The following is a 16,849-nucleotide window of genomic DNA, read 5'->3' as shown; positions in this document are numbered from 1 at the left end:
CCGCCGCGGCTCAGCTCGCAACGTTGCCGATCTCACCTCCACTTGAATTTGGACTGCCCAGGCGCCGTTCAGCGCAGGCCCAGCAGGGAGCGGCGATAGAGGCCGCCGCGGGCTTCGTTCTGGCAGACGAAGCTGCCGTCGAAGCCCTGGCCGTACCGCTTCTGACCCTTGCGGTAGTAGACGCCCTTCCTGAAATCGAGCCAGACCACCTTGTCGTGCGGACAATGACGCTGCGCCTGCGCCTCGTAGCGAAACGGCGTCAGCGGTGTCGCCGACACCTCCGCAGAGCCAGCGCCCACCATGATCGCGCCGGCGAGCGCCATCCCACTGGCCCATCTGCCCAAGCCACTTCCCCTCACTCCCCGCCTCCCAATCCGGGCCGTCGCACGACAGCCGCGCGGCACGCTATCACGGATGGCGCGATCCGCCGAAGGCGGCTGGCGCCGCGTCTTCCGCCGGCCATCTTGCCGGGTTAGAAAGCGATCGTCTCGATTGCGAGGATGCGGCCTGAATGTCGGTTGAGCCTTCACCCCAATCCGAACCGCGCCCGCCCTTGCCGCGCCTCGGCGTGCTGCCGATGATCATCTTCGGCTCGCGCTGGCTGCAGCTCCCGCTCTATCTCGGACTGATCGTGGCGCAATGCGTCTACATCGTTCTGTTCCTGAAGGAGCTTTGGCACCTCTCGTGGCACGCGATCGATCTCACCGAGCAGCAGATCATGATGAGCGTGCTTGCGCTGATCGACGTCGTGATGATCTCCAATTTGCTCGTGATGGTGATCGTCGGCGGCTACGAGACCTTCGTCTCGCGGCTCGACCTGCAGGGCCATCCCGACGAGCCGGAATGGCTCGGCCACGTCAACGCGAGCGTCCTCAAGATCAAGCTCGCCATGGCCATCATCGGCATCTCCTCGATCGCGCTGCTGCGCACCTTCATCGAGGCCGGCAATCTCGGCTCGAACCGCGCCGGCTACACCGAGACCGGCGTGATGTGGCAGGTGCTGATCCACCTCACCTTCGTGGTCTCGGCGATCGGCATTGCCTATGTCGACAAGCTCGGCGATTCCGGCGCGCGCAAGCAGGCCGAATAGCGCCTGACGACCGCCTTACCTATCTGTCTCGAGCTGCTGCATGGCCCGATGCAGGCATTCCTGCAGCTTGACCGCGATCTGCTCGCGCCCAAGGCCCGTGCCGGCAAGATCGCCCGACACCTTGTCGAGCACCTCGTCCATCGTCCTGTCTTGCAGATGGTCCGTCACCAGCGTCGTTGCGTAGCTCGTCGCGGCATCGCCGTTCAGACCGAGCCGGCTTGCGGCCCAGAGACCGAGCAGCTTGTTGGACCGGGCCGTGGCCCTGAACATGAGTTCCTCGTCGTGGACGAATTTGGCCTCAAAGCCCTGCTCGCGCTTGTCGAACGTGGTCATGGTCAGCTCCATTGCGCTTTCGCTGATGAGGGTCGGACTGGCTGGGGACGAACGTCTCCGCGGTTCACGCTGGTTTAAGATCATTTGAAGCTTCCGGCGGAAGGAAGACGCCGTCAAGCCTACCAATGCCCCTTGGCCCGGCGTGCGCATGGCTGCACAAGCTCAGCGCCAGCCAGCCCGGAAGTCGAGGTCGTTTACCGTTCGTTAAGCAGACTCAGCGCCGCATGGCCTTGGGCACACCGGGAGCTGGCGCATGAACAGAGAGCTTCGGGAATTTCGACGGCTTGAACGGGTCTGCCTTGAGCAGGCTGCCCTCTCCAACATGGATCTCACGCGAAGCGGGCTGCTCAAGGTCGCCGACGATTGTCGCATCGCAGCCGAGGCGATCGAAGCGCAAATGCCGCGCCGCGCCTTCACAGGGGCCGTCCAGGCGCTCATGCTGGTTCTGAGCACCGCGCGGATCTCCCCCCGGCACTAGCGCCGCCGTCCGGACGATCGTGTCGGAGGATTGCGGACGAGAGCCCGCGCGAGCTCAGTCCTTTGCCGCCGCGGCTTCACGCGCCAGTCGTTCGGCTTTCAGCCGCTCCTTGTTGGCGTAAAACGCCTTTTGCGCCTCTTCATGATCGCGCATGGCCTTTTCGGCCTCGATCCGGCGAGTCGCATCGCGCGCCTGGCGCTGCTCGGGGGTCAGGGGTTTGCGTCGGAAGGAAAGATCTTCAGCCATGGGAAGATAACGCCGCTGTGAGGAAAGAGTTCCTTACCCCCTCTGAACGCGCCTGACGCAAATGTGGAAAAACAACCCCATGCACAGTAGCTATGCTGTTGTAAAATAAAGCCTTTCTACATGCCCTAAAGCTCGATTTCGGCAATGACGGGCAGATGGTCCGAGAAAGCTCGTGCCTCCTCGTCGGTCCAAACTTTCACGATTTCGCTGTCGGACGTCGCATAGATCCGGTCAAGCCGCAGGAGCGGCAAACGCGACGGGAAAGTCCGCAACCGCGTACGGTTCGGGCAGACCTGTGCGAGCACGCGCCGCACTGACTTGACCCAAAACCAGTCGTTGAAGTCGCCGAGGACGACGGTCCTCGCCGGCTTGACGAGGCTCACCAAGGCCTGAGCCTGCGCATAGCGCTCGTGGATGCTCAAGCCCAGATGCGTGGCGACCACCCGCACATCGCCGGAGGGGGTCAGCAGGCTTGTCGCAATGGCTCTGCGCGGCTCACGCTCTCGATACGACACGTCGGCGATCTCGGGCGCACCGGAGAACGGAAAGCGGCTTAGGAGCATCTGACCGTAATCGCCATCCGCAGTGACGATCGACTTGGCGTGAACGCGGTGATCGCCGACGACACTTGCGAGCTTCGAAAACGGATCGTCCGACCTCGATCGCGAATCCACCTCCTGGAGCGCGACGACATCGGGAGCCCATTTGCGAATAATGGAGCACACGCCCTCCAGATCGAACTTCGGATTGAGGTTGAACGTGCCATGCACGTTCCAGGTCATGAAGCGCATCAGCGCCTCCCGGCGAGCCAGGTCGCGACGAATTGCGCGCCGGCGCAGATGCCGAGCCAGCCCAGGAACGCCAGCACGAGCAGCAACATGCTGCTCCAGGACGCATTGCGGGCCACATCCGCGATCTGCGCCCCGAGAACCGCCATGGCAAGGATGCCAGGGGTCATGCCCAGCAGGGTTCCGACCAGGAAGTCACGCAGAGGCAGCGTGCTCGCACCGGCCACGACATTCACCACCGAGAACGGTGCGATGGGAATCATCCGGATTACGACGACAGCCAGGATGCCCTTGCCGACAACGCGGTCCTGGATCCGCGCCGCACGCCGTCCGAGCAGTTGCTGGAGCCGCTGTCGTCCGAGTGCCCGTCCGATCACGAACAGGATGAAGGCGCTGAGCAAGACCCCGGCGATCGCCGTGACGAAGCCCAGCCATGGCCCAAGCGCGGCCGCCGTGGCCGCAATGAGCACGAGCACCGGAAACACCACCAGGCCGCCGACGACAAAAGCCACGACCGCAAGTGGAGGCCCCCAGACCGAGTGCGAATAGGCGGACAGCAAATTCGAGATGCGTCCCGTGTCGGCGAAGCCGCTCAAGGACGTGTATGACCACGCCATGGCGAGGCCAAGGAGCGCCACGGCGATCGAGACGATCCCGATGATGGTCTTGGTGCTCCACATGCGAGAGGCCGCCCGCTCGAGGTGAAGGGGCCGCTCGGGATCCGCCACCGGCTGGACCATCGTGGCCAGCGTGCTGTTGAGGACCGAGGCCTCCACGTCCCGCAGCGTCTTCGCTCTATCGGTTCCCGAGACCTCGTCCAGGAGAGCAAGGAGACGATCGTCGTTTTGCGCGATGGTGTGTTCGTCGACGCCACAGAAATGGGCGACCAGGCGATGGCGAACTGAAGCGACGAAATCCCGATGCTCATCGGACGCGGCTTCAAAGATCAGGTCACATTCGCTATCGGCCCCCATCGACCGGTTGTTGAGATTGGCCGATCCGATCCGCAAGATCCTGTCGTCGACGATCATGAGCTTGCTGTGCACCATGACGGCCGCCTCCGTCTCCCCATCGCGCGAGACCGGGTAGACGAAGCGGATACGATCGGCGATCCCGGCCTCGCTGAAACAGGCGATGAAGGCGCCGCGGCCGTTCTGCATGGCCTGGGATTCCAGCCACGAGGAATGCAGTTTCGGCGCAACGACCAAGACCCGCAGCGCCGGCACGCGCTGCATCTGCGCGGCCAATTCCTGAGCAATCTTGTTGGCGCTGGTGAACTGATTTTCGATGTAGATGAAGCTCGTCGCGGACCTGATCGCTGCGATCAGCGAACGCTCGACCTCCCTGATGGTCGAGTCGATGGGGCAGACGACATCGGTCCTGGCGATGCCCACGGGCATGTGCTCGGCCTCGACCGGCACATGCGACGGCCAGCGCGCACGACTCCGCCCGCGCCGCTCATGCGTCAGTTGGCCTGCCGCACGCCAGCGCTCCTCCGCCAGTTCGAACAGCGAGGCGGCGGCATCGCCGTCGACCAGGCATTGAACATCATGAAACGGCGGATATGGCTTGCCTTGCGGATCGCAGCGCAACGGTTGATCGGCGCAATGCTCGCTCGTGTCCCAGCGCCTGATCGTCAGATCGAGCCCGCCGACGAACGCCAGTGAACCGTCGATGCAGACGATCTTCTGGTGCTGCGCCGAGCCGAACGGAAGCGTGGAATCCAGCTGGAATTGGACGCGGCCGTCGGTGTCGGCGGTGAATTTCGCCGCGGAATTCCATTCCCTTTCGGAGGCGTAGAACGAGACGAAATCCCAGACCAGAATGTTGATCCGCAACTCGCGGCGGCGATGCACGAGCGCGCGCAGAAATGGACCCAACTGCTCGGGCAAGCCGTCATCCGCACGTCCGGCGGCCCCGACCAACGTCGTCTCGCTATGGATGTCCCACCCGACGATGTAGACGAGATCCTGCGCATCGAGCAGCGCCTCGCGCAGGGCCGCAAAATATGCGGCAGCATCGTTCAAAACCGCCACGCGCCGCGTCTTGCACCGTCGCCAGACGGTATCGCCGGGGATCAGGGTCGATGAGCTCTGAAGCAGGTTGACCTCGCAATTCGCGTTCGCGTCTAAACGCACTGAACGCTCAAGGGGTTCCAGAGCTTGCGAGGGGCGGTTCGGTGGGGCCGCGACCTGCAAGCGCAGCAGCACTGCACAGCCGAAATTCCGCCGCCCCGTATTCTCACGGAAGTCGATAACGCGCGAGTTCTATTGATGTCCCGCAAGGGTTGCGCTTGGATGATGGCTTTACGGCTGGGGGGCCAAAATGCGTTGTTTGAGCATACTCGCGCTTTGCGCGTTATTGGGCGGCTGTGTCACCGCCGAGACCGTGCAATTCAAGGCTTCCAATCCGCAACAACAGGCGCTGATGCGCGATGGCCAGCCCGCCCTGGTATCGCGGCAGAAGACATCACTGGTGCTGGTCCGTCCAGCAGCCCGTCAAATGCAGGCAAATGGCCGGCCAGTCTTCGTTGTCGGCATCAATAATCTTGGCAAGCAGCCCGTCGACTTCCGAGTCTCCCAGGTTGAGGCCGTGCAGCACGCAGCCGGGTCGGATTTCGAGATGAAGGTGGTGACCTGAGATGCTGGTGCAGGAGGAAAAGAACCGCCAGGTCGCGGCCGCACTCCTTACGGGTGTTGCCGCCGCCGGCAACGCGTATAGCGCTTCCCGAGCCGGTTACGGCCACTACACTACGCCCGGCGGGCGTACCGGAACGTTTTATAGTCCCACAGCAGCTGCGATAGCCCAGAACAACGCGGCCGCTCAAAACGAAGCCATGATTGCAACCACTGTCGAGACAGGGCAGCGAAACATGGCGGTGCTGGAGCAAGCGGTGATCAAGGACAACACCATGATGCCGGGGGAATGGTATGGTGGACAGCTCCACATTGCACCACCGACCGACCAAGGCGGTGGTCCCAAGACGTACACGATCGTGATAACGGTCGGGAGCGATCGGCACGTAATTGATATTTCGCAAGGACCAGCCGGGGTCTAGAGCCAGCGCTTTGTGTTCTGAACCGGCACTGCAGGCGAACGGTTTCACGCGCCCCTGTCGCGTTTCCACCTCCGCTGATCGAGGGCCAAAAAGTCCGCCTGATGCTGGGGAGCGGCGGCAGACCGGCGGCGCTGTCGAGCTTCTTCGGCGCAGACGAGGCTGGGTCGCACTGGCCGGGCGAAGCCCGGCGTTGCGTCACCATGTTCCCCGGCGGCTCTCGTACCGCCATGACGACGAATACTTCCTCATCTCATGGAAATCATGATCGCGCTCAGATTGGCGGCGAATTCTGCGCCCAGCTTTCCTCCTTGCAGGACCATTGTCACCCCTTTGTCGTTCCGCAGGTGAGCGCCGTTGATGCCCCCGACAACAGCCGCACCACCGCCGACCGAGCTATAGACGCCGGCGAAGTCGCTCACATCCTTTATGCCAGAGGCCCAGCCCTCCAGCCGTGCGACACTTGCCCCCGCCGTGATACCAAGGCTCGCTCCCGTTACGCGGAATGGATAATTGCGGCCGCGATAGGTCAGAACGCCGTTGCCGGCGCCGCCTCCGATCAGCAGGCCGGCCTTCGCAATCTTGACGCGCACATGACCCGCTGCTTGGGCGAACGACGGGGTGGCAGGCGCGGCAAAGGCGAGCAGCGCGCCCGCAGCAAGATAACGCGCGATCGACAGAAGGGCTGCTCTCACCTCACTTTGCCGGGGCATCGACCTTCTTCCAGGTCTCATCAGGATCGAACAGCGAGGTGCGCTCGGCGACGAAGGCCGTGCGCTTGCCGAGATCCTTCTGGTAGACGGTGCCCGCGTGATTGACCAGGAAGGTCATGATGCCCGAATTGCCGTATTCGGCAGGCCAGGCGATCAAGGCGAAGCCCCCGATCATCTTGCCCTTGACGACGTAATTGAGCGCACCGCCGGGAGCATCCCGGCCCTGCCCTTTGAGAATCCGGAAGTAGTAGCCGTGATAGGGCGCAGGTCCGACATCGCCGGCGCGGTAGCCCTCCTTCGATGCCTCGGCCGCCAGCGCGCCGAGCGGGCTCGGGTCGTTGTCGTCGCGCCAGAACAGGCCGTCCTTCTTGCCCGGCGAGGAGACGATGCGCTGCGCATAGACGCCGGCGCCCTCGCCGCGGTCCTTGTCGGCATATTCATTCTGCGCGTCGACAAAGGCGAGCGCGGTCTGGATCGCATCGAGTTCGTTGCGGCCGATACGCCGGCGCAGCACTTCGATGCGTCCCTCGTCGGTGTCGAATTCCCAGCCGGCCTTGGTGTTGACCAGCGGAATGGGGAACGGGAAGTCATCCGGACCCAGCACCAACGTCGCGGTCTTGTTGCCTTCGGCCTTGATGGCATGACTGGCGTCATACATCGACGTGAAGCGCGCTCGGATGTCGTTGTCGGCGATCTCGTCGCCGGAGGACACGATGTCGTCGGCGGCACGCCCAAGCACTTTCAGGATGTCGTCCGGTCCGCTCTTGACCGCGGCGGCGAGCGCAGCCGCCGCATCCTCCGGCGTTTTGAACGATTGCTGCGCCTGCGATGCAGAGCCGAGCAACACCAGCGTAATGATGCCCGGCAACATTGCGCGACGGAATGAGTCTAGGACAGTCATGGCGTCACCTCCGCAGGGACCTTCGCGCCGCCGGCGAGCCAGTCGCGGTAGGTGCGGAATGTCAGCCCGAGCTTTTCGTAATGGACCCGCAGATAGCCATCGCTGCCGCGCGTCACGGCGGCAGGCATCACCTGCTCGACCTCCTGCGCCATGACGCCGACATAGGCCTTGTCGCTGCCGATGTAGCTGAAGCGATAGTAGCCGATGCCGCTCGAGAGATGGCCGAGGAGCGTGATGTCGTGCTTCAGCGCGATATCGGAGCGCCGACCACCGCCGCCACCGCCACGGAAGCCGCCCCCGCCACCGCCTCCACGCATCGCCGCTCCGCCACCGCCGCCGCGGCCAGCAAAGCTCGGGCCGCCGCCGCCACCGCGCGGCATGCTCGCCATGCTCGACCGTCCACGGGCGGATGCTGCAGCTGCCGAGCGGCCGGAGGAGACGTTCATGGCACCGCCACGATTGCCGCCGCTGCCACGATTGGCCGCAGCGCCGCCGGCGCGGTTAGCAGCCTTTGCGCGATCTCCACCACCCTTGTTTGCGGCCTTGGCGCGGTCGCCGCCGCCCTTGGCGCGATCCGCAGCTCCAGCACGATCACCTCCGCCGGGCCGATCACCGCGGTTGCCGGCACGATCGCCCGCGCGGTCTCCTGCCCGGTCACCGCGATCACCAGCACGATCGCCGGCACGGTCGCCTGCCCGATCTCCCGCGCCCTGATTGGGACGCAGCACCTGGTTGCCATCACGACCGCGGAAATCCATGCGGTCCGACACGCCGGCCTTCAAATTGTTGTTGCCGAAGCGCTGCTGAACGTTGCTGTTGTTGTAGCGGACGCCGCCGCGATGCGCCGGATTGTGCTGCCAGCCATTGCCGATGTTGGTGGTGCGGTGGTTGACGTATACGTTGCGATTGCCCCAGTTGCAGCCGCCGCCCCAGTAATTGCCCCACCGCCCGATCGCCCATGCGGTGCCGAAAGCAAGCCCCGCCGCGACCACGCCCGCGCCGATATAGGACGGATAGCCCCAGTAATAGGGCGGATATTCCGCATAGGGCCAGCCGCCATAGACCGTGGCCGGATCGTAGTACGGCACATACATCTCCGAGGGATTGGCCTGCTGGATCACGACGACCTGCTTGCCTTCCTGAGACTGAACGGTGACCTTCTGCTGCTTGGTGGTAACCAGCTTCTTGTTGTCATAGGCCTTGGTGCGCAGGCGCTGGATCGCATCCATCACATCGGGCTGCTGCGCGAGAAAGGCATCGCCGAGCTTCTTGGTCCACTCGAGCTGGTCGCTCATCATGGTCAGGACGTCGGCGGTGCTGGCGAGCGCCTTGACGCTGTCGTCCCAGGCCTGCTTGTCCACCTCCGCCTTCACTGCGTCACCCTTGAGGGTCTTGCGCTCCTTCAGCCAGCGGTCAGCCTGCACCACCTCGAGCGGATAGGTCGAGGCGGCCAGAACGTTGGCGAGGAGTTCATCCGGATAGAGCGCAATCGGCGCAACGAGGGCCTCGAGCTGCTCGGGTTTCAGAAGCTCGGCCGACGGCGCCGCGGGACTTGCCGGCTGCGCCTGCGGAGCCGGGGCCGCAGGCGTCGTTGGGGTCTGCGCCATTGCAGCGAACGAGGTCGCAATTATGAACGCAAGCGCCATCAGGATCTTGCCGCAGCGAAACATCACACCCTCCTTCGTACTTCCAACTGGGGAAGATCGAGCCGGATCGGAGGCGTTCGTTGATCGAGATCAACGAAACGAGATCCTCGGGACTGCTGCAGCGCAAGACCAAACCCTCATTCGATCAGTTCGGCATCCATCATGAGCCGGCACGCGGCGCTGCGCCAACAGGGTAATCGTCACTTCCGCGACCGCGGAAGAGGAACGGCCGCGGCGCCCCGGAGGCTCGATCAAGATCAAGGGTATCGCCTCTTCAGCCCGCAATCGGGAGCCGCATCGTGAACAAGGCGCCGCCAGCGGCGCGGTTTGCCGCGACAATTTCGCCGTGATGGGCCTCGATGATGGTTTTGACGATCGCCAGTCCCATTCCCATGCCTTGCGGCTTGGTCGTGAAAAACGGATCGAAAACCTGAGCGAGGTCGGCCGGGGCTATTCCGGGTCCGGTATCGGCGATCCTGATCTCGGCCTGATTGCCGGCCCGAAGGGTCGAGACGCAGATCTCCCGCCTTCCGGCGTTCGCATCCGACACCGCATCCATCGCGTTGATGACCAGGTTGAGGATGACCTGCTGAAGCTGGACTGGATCGCCCTTGACATGGAGATCGCTCAGGACAGGCGCGTAGGTCAAGGCGATGCGGCGTCCGTCGGCGACGGCCTTCAGAAGGTCGAGCGCTTCGCGAACGGTACCATTGAGCTCGATGTCCTTGATTTCGAACGGCGTCTTTTTCAGGATGGAGCGCAGCCGGCGGATCACCTCGCTTGCCCGTTGGTCGTCGCGCCTGATGTCGGCGAGAATCTGACGAACCTCGTTGATGTCGGGCGCCTTGGCGCTCAGCATGAGTTCTGCCGTCTCGGCATTGGTCAGGATGGAGCCGAGTGGCTGGTTCAGTTCGTGGGCGATGGACGTGGTCAACTCGCCGACGGCGGAATAGCGATTGGCGTGAGCGAGCTCGGCGAGACGCTGGCGCGATTCGACCTCGGCAACCCTCCGTCGTCGCCGCTCGTGCAGCAGCCCGCTGATGAGACCGCCCTGCACGAGGAACGCAGCAGCGATCATCAACATCTCCCAGCGATAGCGCTCCCAGATGTTCGGCTCGCGAAACAGGATCTGACTGTCAGGAGGCAAACGGCTCTCGCTGATGCCCCAGCGCTGCAATTCCCGCCAGTCGTATCGGGGCGCGGAGAAGCCGATCGTCTCGTAATTGATGTTCGCAGGTTTCGCGCCGCCGAGGATGCCGATCGCGGCGCGAACAGTCCTTGAACTCGTTTCCGCGATCAAATGCATCGGTCCTCCGACGGGACCGTCACCGAAAAAAGGCTCCTGGTAGGAGAAGATCGGAGCATTCGCGACTGCATGAAGGCTGCGCAGGGCAATGTCGCTCTCGTGGACGACGCCGGCCGCATCGACCGACATCAGCCCCCAGAACAGCACGGTCTCCGGCGGGAGCTTCGATGCGCGCCTCAGGATCTCCTCGAATGACAGATCCGAATACCAGACCAGCTCGACTCGCCCGTCGAGAGGTTTCAGCTCCCGCTTGACCTCCTCGACCCAGAACTTCTCGAGTGGCGAGGCTCCAACCACGACGGCAACGGACTTGGTGCCCGGCAGAAGCTGCAGGATGTTCTCAAATGAGGCCATAAAATCGTTGCGAATTGCCACGACCACATCGTTGGAGCCGAGACCTGCGCGATCAATCAGCCGATTCTCGACCGCGGTGAGAATGAGCGGCGCATCTGGGAACAGTCTTGCTCGGTATCTCTGCGCAAACCGGGCGGCAGGCGCGCCGATGCTCAACACCACGTCGGGCTTCGCGCCCTGATACAGCGACTGCAGATATTCGACGAATGGCGCCTCGGGGCCAGGATTGTTGAAGCGCGCTGTGAGCAGCGCGTGCTCCTGGATATCCAGCGGCCAGGGCGACTGTCGCTCGAGTTCATTCTTGATGTCGCGGGCATATTCGCTCCACGGCCGAAACTCGCGGCCGAAAGAGTGCAACACCAGCACGCGCTTGAGCTCGCCGCGCCGGCTTCGCTCGCCGGCTTCCGCGCGCCAGGACAGCAGGCTCACGGCGACGAACAGGCCGAGATACAGCAGTGCGGCCACGGCTGGCCACGGCCTGACGGAAACACCGCTCATGCGCCTGCTCAGCTCCATTGCCGCAGCTTCCGACGGCTGCTTTTCAGGCAAGTCTAGCGAGTATTGCGGCACGCGGACAGGCTTGAAAGTGCGATGCGCTCCGTTCAATGCCCGCTCAGTACCAGCGTCTGGATGGGCAGCAGCAGCGCCTGGATACGCAGCAGCAGCGCGTGGACGAGGCCGACGCCATCCACGACGTGGAGCGCGATCTTCCGGCTGGTCGACGTGCCCTTGGCGGAGATCTCCTCATGATTGCTGGTATAGGCATTGACGATGCAGCTCGAGCCCGGTGTGACCCCGTCCAGGCCCCCTTTGTAGAGCGGCTCGAGGAACACAAGGATGGTGCCGGGACGCACGGCGTTCTGCGGATCGATCAGTTGCTCGCCGGATCGAAACTGCCCGGCCGCGATGTAGTCCTGCACTGTCGTGATCACCATGGGGATGATCACCCATGGCTTCGAAATACAGGTTACCTCCGCCACCATACCTTCCTTCATCACCTGGGCCTCGATCTGGCCGAAACCCGCTTGCAGCGCCTTGCGGCCGGCGCCTTCCGGAACGAGCACGCCGGCCGGCCGCATCAGTTGGTTGACGACGTCGCCCGGTCGAACCAGGAACTGCTCGACGCGCCCATCCACGCCGGCGCGGACGAGCGTCTTGTCGAGATCGACCTGAGCCTGGGCCAGCGCAGCCTCCGCACTCGCCTTCTGCGCCGGCAGCAGAATCGAGATCTGCAGCGACGCCGATTGTTTCGCGGCCGTCGCCGCATCGATGCCAGACTGACGCTGGTCGACCAGGACCTGGAGCTTGTCGATGTCGCGCTGCGGAACGATTCCGGGATTGCGGCGCTGGAGTTCGCTCTTGGTCTCCAACTCGTCCCTGGCCTGCTGATAGTTGGCTCTCGCCTCCCCGACCTGCGCCTCGGCCTTGGCCACATCGGCTTGCGCCGTCTGCATGGTCGCATCGACCTCCGCAACCTTCCGTTTGGCGGTTTCGAGCGCGGCCTGCTGCTTCGAGCTGTCCAGGGTGAACAGCACGTCCCCCTTCTTGACCGGCGCGCTGAAGCCGACCTTGACCTCGGCCACGCGCCCGGAGCCTTCAGGCAGGATTGGAACCGTGCGGAAATACAGCGTCGCCGACGACGTCGCCGGATGGAAATAGAAGATCATGGTGATCAGCGACACCGTCAGCATCAGGCAGCCGGTGATGCCCCAGCGCAGTTCGTACCAGATGGAGAAGAAGGTGATCTCCTTGCCGAACCGTTTGCCCTGAGCATAGCGGCGGTAGAGGTAGTCCGGCAGGATCGTGACCAGGGAGCAGATCAGGAGCTCAAGCATGGCCGGGCTCCTTCGCCTTGGCCGGCACCGGCTTGTCTGCCGGAGGCGGCGTGGTCACAGCCTCCCTCTCCGGCTCAACGTCCTCGCCGGCCGGCGTGGCGTCCGCGATCCGCTCGACAGAGCCGGCAATGCTGCGCAGCGGCGTGCCAAAATCGGGCAGATCGATCATTGCGAGCAAGAGTCCTGCGATCCAGAAGATGTGCATATGCGTGAACAGCGAGATCAGACCGAGCACGGCGACGAACTCGAATTGCAGCTTCTGCGACTTGTGCGCCATCCGCTCCGGCAGGCTGTGCAGCTTCCAATAGAGCGTACCGACCCAGAACACGGTACCGAGCAGGAAAATTCCCATGACGACCATGAGCGTGTCGATCCCGCTTCCCGGCGCGAGAAAAAACGGCAAATGGTGCGGAGCCATCGGGTGAAGTTGGTCGCTCAAACGTCTCTCCCGGTCAGTGAAACGGCACTTCTGGTACCCTGTTCAGGTAGTCTCGCTGTTTGCTTGATTTGAATCAAGGGAACGCCTTTCGCCCGACCTAGCGTCTTCCCGATGCTGATTGGATAATCATCAGGAGCCGCCAGCCATGCCGGGTCTCGACGATCTCATCCCCAACGCCGCCCAGATTCGACAAGAAGCCGCTCTCAAGGAGGCGGAGAAGGCTGACGAATATGTCCGCCTCGCTGCGGCGGCCGATGCGGAGAAGCGCGCTCTGATCGAGCGTCTGAGCAAGCCCTCGGGCAAGAGCGAGGAGGAGAAGATCCAGCTCGCCTCCACCATCATCAAGCGTGCGGTGCGAAATGGCCTGACCGAAGTGCTGGTCTATCGCTTCCCCAACTCGCTCTGCACGGACAAGGGCCGCGCCATCAATCAGATGGAAAAAGGCTGGGAGAACACCCTGACCGGAATTCCAAAGGAAATATTCCAGCTGTGGGTCGACTATCTCAAACCGCGCGGCTATCGCATTTCCTATCAGGTCATCGATTTTCCCGGCGGCGTGCCCGGCGATATCGGCGTGACCATCTCCTGGGACGAATGACGCGCAACAGGAGGCAACGGCATGGCCAAGGACGCGCCTGCGGAGCGGATGAAGCGCAAGGACTACGAGAAGGAGCTCGGCAAACTCCAGGTCGAGCTTTGTCACCTGCAGGAATGGGTCAAGGTCCAGAAGCTGAAAGTGATCATCATCTTCGAAGGGCGCGACGCCGCCGGCAAGGGCGGCACCATCAAGGCCCTGACCGAGAAGGTGTCACCGCGCGTCTTCCGTGTCTGCGCCCTGCCCGCCCCCTCGGACCGGCAGAAGTCCCAGCTGTTCATGCAGCGCTATATCGAGCAATTTCCCGCCGGCGGCGAAATCGTGATCTTTGATCGCAGTTGGTACAATCGCGCCGGGGTCGAATACGTCATGGGCTTCTGCTCGCCGACCGAGCACAAGCGTTTCCTGGAATTGTGCCCGCTGGTGGAGAAATTCGCCGTCGACGCCGGCATCATCCTGATCAAGCTCTGGCTGGAGGTCGGGATGGAGGAGCAGGAACGCCGCTTCATGGCACGGATCGAGGACCCGCTGCGGCAGTGGAAGCTGAGCCCGATGGACACCGAATCGTTCGGGCGCTGGTACGATTATTCGCGCGCGCGCGACATGATGTTCGAGGCGACCGACACCAAGCATGCGCCGTGGCGATTGATCCGCTCCGACGACAAGCGCCGCGCGCGGCTCAACGGCATCTCGCACGTCTTGAGGACGATCCCCTACAAGAAAGTCAAGCGGGACAAGGTCAAGCTGCCGCCGCGGTCTCACAAGGGACGCTACAACGACCAGGCAAGCCTGCGCGGTCTCAAGTTCGTGGAAGAGCGTTACTGAAACGCAGCATGATGAAATACGAAACGGGCTGCGACGACGCAGCCCGTTCTATTTGCGACCTCCGGCTGGGACTATTTGAGCTTTATCGTGACGCCGCCAACCGCGGCCGACACTTCCGCGCCGACCCTGGGTCCGCTGAGCTGAAGGATCACGCCATTGGCGTTCTGCAGCTGAACCGCGCCCGCGCCGGCCGCGACCGCACCGCCGGCGCCTCCAACCGCATACGATCCTTCGATCGACGCGGGCCCCTTCAAACCGATGGCCTTGCCGACGAACTTCGTCGTCGAGGCGCCGACCGTGAGGCCGACGCTCATGCCGGAGACGGTGAACGGATACTTCTTGCCCCTGTAGAGCAGCACGCCTTCCCCTCCGCCGACGCCGACGATGAAACCGCCTTTGGTGAAGACGACCGCGACCTGGCCGGTATCGGCACGCGCCGGCGTACTCACGGTGATGGCCGTTACGAGCATGGCGGCCGCAACCGCACCGAAGCTGACTTTTCTCATGAGTCTGTTTTCCCATTTCATCATTGCGCCAGGAGCATCGCGAAGTAGCCGAAGATCGTCAGGAGGATGCCCGAGACGGCATAGCCGACCGGGAATCCGATCCATGGCACCGAGCTCTGGATCTCGACCGCAGCTTCGCGGCACGGACCGGAATGCGATCGCGCGCCGGCAACGCCGCCCATCAAGACGGCCGGGTTGATCTTGAAGACGTGGAAGCCGATCGCCCAGACGATGAACGGCGGGATGGTGCAGGCGATGAAGCCGACGATGAAGATCTTCAAGGCGATGGCGCCCGTCAACTGCGACAACAGTCCTGCGCCCGCATTGACGCCGACGATGGCGACGAAGACGACGAGGCCGAGATCCTCGAGGACGTTCCGCGCCGCATTCGGCGTGTTGCCGAAGAAGCGCAGCCGCGACACGACCGAGGACACGATCACGCCCGAGAGGAGCAAGCCACCTGCGTTGCCAAGGCCGACCTTGGCGCCGAAAGCCGGAAACTCGATCATGCCGATCAGGAAGCCGATGATCATGCCGAGGGACAGGGTCAAAAGATCGGTCGACGTATTGGCGCGCGCGATGCGGCCCCACATCTCCCCGAGCTCGTTGACGGCCGACTTCAGGCCGACCACCGAGACGATGTCCATGCGTTCCAGCTTGGTCTTGAGACCAGCCGGAATCTGCACACCACCGCGTTCGACCTTGGTGACCTGCAGCTGGCCGGCGATCGCCGTGTCGCGGAAGGACTCGAACGTCCGCCCCACCATGTCCTTGTTAATGACGAGGATGTCCGCCTGGTCCATGGGAATGCCCAGCGTCTTGGCGTCAGCGACCTCCGGGCCGATAATGCCCATCTTTTCCGTGAGGTGCTCGGTCGATCCACCAAGGGCGACGATATCGCCCTTTTGCAGCACAAAGTCGGGATCGGCGCCTTGGGGCTCGCCGTTCCGCCCCACATTGACGATCCGGTACTCGGGATTGACCGTCCGGAATTTTGCGATGCTCATCCCGACGGTTGCCGGGTTCTCCAGCCGGTACGCGCGCAGGCCGAACTGGCGATAGCCGGTCAGGCCGCCACCTTCGAGATCCTTGACGCCGAACTCCTGCTCATACTGTTTCGCGGCGGCCTTGGCGTCGACGCCCCACCAGCGCGGCAGATATTTGCAGATCAGGATGATGCCGACGGTGCCCCAGATATAGGTGATGCCGTAGGACAGCGCGATCATGCCGGATGCGTCCTCAGGCTTCATGCCAGCGGGCAGCTTTACGACGCCGGACGTGACGGCCTGCTCGGCGGAGCCGATCGCCGCCGACATGGTCTGGGAACCCGCCAGCATGCCGCCGGCAGCGCCGGGCGGAAGCGCAAACAGCTTGGCGCCGATGACCACAAGCGCCAGGCCGAGCACGCTCGATACGAGGGCGAGGATGCAGAACTTGAGGCCATCGCCCTTCAGGCTGTTGATAAAGGAGGGGCCGACGCGCAAGCCCACACCGTACATGAACAGATAGTAAAACAGGCTCTTGGCGAAGTTGTTGAGCTCGAGCTTCACGCCGTAAGTCGAGGCCCAAACCGACAGGCCCGCCCCCACCACGATGGCTCCGGCAACCATGCCGAGGCCATAACCCTTGATGCTGGCCCGGCCGATATAGACGGCGAGACCGACGACAAAGAACAGCAGCAGATACGGATACTGCCGCAGAAACTCGAAAAATGCCTGCATGTTGGTCCCCTCCAAGCG

At 63.3% G+C, this 16,849-nt stretch carries 19 protein-coding genes; 6 read left to right on the top strand and 13 right to left on the bottom strand.

The window, feature by feature from the left end:
• Positions 1-68 precede the first annotated feature (68 nt).
• A complete protein-coding gene (locus ML401_RS17160) occupies positions 69-323 on the bottom strand; it encodes a hypothetical protein (RefSeq protein ID WP_211417497.1) in 255 nt (84 codons plus the stop codon).
• Positions 324-511: 188 nt separating this feature from the next.
• Here ML401_RS17160 and ML401_RS17155 point away from each other — a divergent pair, with 188 nt between their 5' ends.
• Positions 512-1,090 (top strand): TIGR00645 family protein, encoded by a 579-nt coding sequence (locus tag ML401_RS17155; RefSeq protein WP_211417044.1) that lies wholly within the window; start codon positions 512-514, stop codon positions 1,088-1,090.
• A gap of 15 nt (positions 1,091-1,105) precedes the next feature.
• On the opposite strand, the gene ML401_RS17150 is transcribed toward ML401_RS17155, so the two are convergent.
• Positions 1,106-1,423 (bottom strand): DUF1476 domain-containing protein, encoded by a 318-nt coding sequence (locus ML401_RS17150; protein ID WP_285812536.1) that lies wholly within the window; start codon positions 1,421-1,423, stop codon positions 1,106-1,108.
• Positions 1,424-1,676: 253 nt separating this feature from the next.
• On the opposite strand from ML401_RS17150, the gene ML401_RS17145 reads away from it, so the two are divergent.
• Positions 1,677-1,901, top strand: a complete 225-nt coding sequence (locus ML401_RS17145) for a hypothetical protein (RefSeq protein ID WP_212066579.1) — start codon at positions 1,677-1,679, stop codon at positions 1,899-1,901.
• A 54-nt stretch (positions 1,902-1,955) separates the two neighbouring features.
• Here the strand turns inward: ML401_RS17145 and ML401_RS17140 are convergent, their stop codons facing one another.
• From ML401_RS17140 to ML401_RS17130, 3 genes are all read right to left on the bottom strand, one after another.
• Positions 1,956-2,147, bottom strand: coding sequence for a hypothetical protein (locus tag ML401_RS17140; RefSeq protein ID WP_194402062.1), 192 nt, complete (start codon positions 2,145-2,147; stop codon positions 1,956-1,958).
• A gap of 125 nt (positions 2,148-2,272) precedes the next feature.
• Positions 2,273-2,938: an endonuclease/exonuclease/phosphatase family protein gene (locus tag ML401_RS17135; RefSeq protein ID WP_285812535.1), complete on the bottom strand. Its 666-nt coding sequence runs from the start codon at positions 2,936-2,938 to the stop codon at positions 2,273-2,275.
• Entirely contained in the window at positions 2,938-4,971 is a 2,034-nt protein-coding gene (locus ML401_RS17130; RefSeq protein ID WP_285812534.1) for a VTT domain-containing protein, read from the bottom strand. Before ML401_RS17130 ends, ML401_RS17135 begins: the two co-directional genes overlap by 1 nt.
• A gap of 298 nt (positions 4,972-5,269) precedes the next feature.
• Here ML401_RS17130 and ML401_RS17125 point away from each other — a divergent pair, with 298 nt between their 5' ends.
• A complete protein-coding gene (locus ML401_RS17125; protein WP_285812533.1) occupies positions 5,270-5,575 on the top strand; it encodes a hypothetical protein in 306 nt (101 codons plus the stop codon).
• 1 nt (position 5,576) lies between these two features.
• Entirely contained in the window at positions 5,577-5,993 is a 417-nt protein-coding gene (locus ML401_RS17120; RefSeq protein WP_285812532.1) for a hypothetical protein, read from the top strand.
• A gap of 245 nt (positions 5,994-6,238) precedes the next feature.
• Here the strand turns inward: ML401_RS17120 and ML401_RS17115 are convergent, their stop codons facing one another.
• From ML401_RS17115 to ML401_RS17090, 6 genes are all read right to left on the bottom strand, one after another.
• Positions 6,239-6,703 (bottom strand): hypothetical protein, encoded by a 465-nt coding sequence (locus tag ML401_RS17115; RefSeq protein ID WP_285812531.1) that lies wholly within the window; start codon positions 6,701-6,703, stop codon positions 6,239-6,241.
• Positions 6,687-7,604 (bottom strand): DUF2950 domain-containing protein, encoded by a 918-nt coding sequence (locus ML401_RS17110; RefSeq protein ID WP_285812530.1) that lies wholly within the window; start codon positions 7,602-7,604, stop codon positions 6,687-6,689. The genes ML401_RS17115 and ML401_RS17110 overlap by 17 nt, the downstream gene beginning before the upstream one ends.
• Positions 7,601-9,274 carry a DUF3300 domain-containing protein gene (locus ML401_RS17105; protein ID WP_285812529.1) on the bottom strand — a complete coding sequence of 558 codons (1,674 nt, stop codon included), beginning with the start codon at positions 9,272-9,274 and terminating at the stop codon, positions 7,601-7,603. The genes ML401_RS17110 and ML401_RS17105 overlap by 4 nt, the downstream gene beginning before the upstream one ends.
• A 250-nt stretch (positions 9,275-9,524) precedes the next feature.
• Positions 9,525-11,408, bottom strand: a complete 1,884-nt coding sequence (locus tag ML401_RS17100) for a HAMP domain-containing sensor histidine kinase (RefSeq protein ID WP_285812528.1) — start codon at positions 11,406-11,408, stop codon at positions 9,525-9,527.
• Positions 11,409-11,512: 104 nt separating this feature from the next.
• Positions 11,513-12,745 carry an HlyD family secretion protein gene (locus ML401_RS17095; RefSeq protein ID WP_285812527.1) on the bottom strand — a complete coding sequence of 411 codons (1,233 nt, stop codon included), beginning with the start codon at positions 12,743-12,745 and terminating at the stop codon, positions 11,513-11,515.
• Positions 12,738-13,163: a hypothetical protein gene (locus ML401_RS17090; protein WP_285812693.1), complete on the bottom strand. Its 426-nt coding sequence runs from the start codon at positions 13,161-13,163 to the stop codon at positions 12,738-12,740. The genes ML401_RS17095 and ML401_RS17090 overlap by 8 nt, the downstream gene beginning before the upstream one ends.
• Positions 13,164-13,329: 166 nt before the next feature.
• On the opposite strand from ML401_RS17090, the gene ML401_RS17085 reads away from it, so the two are divergent.
• Complete coding sequence (locus ML401_RS17085) at positions 13,330-13,782, top strand: hypothetical protein (protein WP_211417032.1); 453 nt, start codon at positions 13,330-13,332, stop codon at positions 13,780-13,782.
• 21 nt (positions 13,783-13,803) lie between these two features.
• Entirely contained in the window at positions 13,804-14,604 is an 801-nt protein-coding gene (gene ppk2 / locus ML401_RS17080) for a polyphosphate kinase 2 (RefSeq protein ID WP_194402053.1), read from the top strand.
• Between the two features lie 71 nt (positions 14,605-14,675).
• Here the strand turns inward: ppk2 and ML401_RS17075 are convergent, their stop codons facing one another.
• A complete protein-coding gene (locus ML401_RS17075; RefSeq protein ID WP_194402052.1) occupies positions 14,676-15,110 on the bottom strand; it encodes a hypothetical protein in 435 nt (144 codons plus the stop codon).
• 20 nt (positions 15,111-15,130) lie between these two features.
• Positions 15,131-16,831, bottom strand: a complete 1,701-nt coding sequence (locus ML401_RS17070) for an aspartate:alanine exchanger family transporter (protein ID WP_212066595.1) — start codon at positions 16,829-16,831, stop codon at positions 15,131-15,133.
• Between the last annotated feature and the right edge of the window lie 18 nt (positions 16,832-16,849).

Source organism: Bradyrhizobium sp. 62B (assembly GCF_030272265.2).
In the GTDB taxonomy this organism is placed as follows: Bacteria; Pseudomonadota; Alphaproteobacteria; order Rhizobiales; family Xanthobacteraceae; genus Bradyrhizobium.
The sequence above is the reverse complement of the archived record's forward strand: the minus strand, read 5'-3'. Positions and strand labels throughout refer to the sequence as shown.

Bases quoted from the DNA above. Each gene is read 5' to 3' on its own strand.
- ppk2 (WP_194402053.1), top strand. From the start codon at position 13,804: ATGGCCAAGGACGCGCCTGCGGAGCGGATGAAGCGCAAGGACTACGAG.
- ML401_RS17140 (WP_194402062.1), bottom strand. From the start codon at position 2,147: ATGGCTGAAGATCTTTCCTTCCGACGCAAACCCCTGACCCCCGAGCAG.
- ML401_RS17150 (WP_285812536.1), bottom strand. From the start codon at position 1,423: ATGACCACGTTCGACAAGCGCGAGCAGGGCTTTGAGGCCAAATTCGTC.
- ML401_RS17145 (WP_212066579.1), top strand. From the start codon at position 1,677: ATGAACAGAGAGCTTCGGGAATTTCGACGGCTTGAACGGGTCTGCCTT.
- ML401_RS17110 (WP_285812530.1), bottom strand. From the start codon at position 7,604: ATGACTGTCCTAGACTCATTCCGTCGCGCAATGTTGCCGGGCATCATT.
- ML401_RS17075 (WP_194402052.1), bottom strand. From the start codon at position 15,110: ATGAGAAAAGTCAGCTTCGGTGCGGTTGCGGCCGCCATGCTCGTAACG.
- ML401_RS17090 (WP_285812693.1), bottom strand. From the start codon at position 13,163: ATGGCTCCGCACCATTTGCCGTTTTTTCTCGCGCCGGGAAGCGGGATC.
- ML401_RS17095 (WP_285812527.1), bottom strand. From the start codon at position 12,745: ATGCTTGAGCTCCTGATCTGCTCCCTGGTCACGATCCTGCCGGACTAC.
- ML401_RS17155 (WP_211417044.1), top strand. From the start codon at position 512: ATGTCGGTTGAGCCTTCACCCCAATCCGAACCGCGCCCGCCCTTGCCG.
- ML401_RS17160 (WP_211417497.1), bottom strand. From the start codon at position 323: ATGGCGCTCGCCGGCGCGATCATGGTGGGCGCTGGCTCTGCGGAGGTG.
- ML401_RS17115 (WP_285812531.1), bottom strand. From the start codon at position 6,703: ATGCCCCGGCAAAGTGAGGTGAGAGCAGCCCTTCTGTCGATCGCGCGT.
- ML401_RS17120 (WP_285812532.1), top strand. From the start codon at position 5,577: ATGCTGGTGCAGGAGGAAAAGAACCGCCAGGTCGCGGCCGCACTCCTT.
- ML401_RS17100 (WP_285812528.1), bottom strand. From the start codon at position 11,408: ATGAGCGGTGTTTCCGTCAGGCCGTGGCCAGCCGTGGCCGCACTGCTG.
- ML401_RS17105 (WP_285812529.1), bottom strand. From the start codon at position 9,274: ATGTTTCGCTGCGGCAAGATCCTGATGGCGCTTGCGTTCATAATTGCG.
- ML401_RS17070 (WP_212066595.1), bottom strand. From the start codon at position 16,831: ATGCAGGCATTTTTCGAGTTTCTGCGGCAGTATCCGTATCTGCTGCTG.
- ML401_RS17085 (WP_211417032.1), top strand. From the start codon at position 13,330: ATGCCGGGTCTCGACGATCTCATCCCCAACGCCGCCCAGATTCGACAA.
- ML401_RS17135 (WP_285812535.1), bottom strand. From the start codon at position 2,938: ATGCGCTTCATGACCTGGAACGTGCATGGCACGTTCAACCTCAATCCG.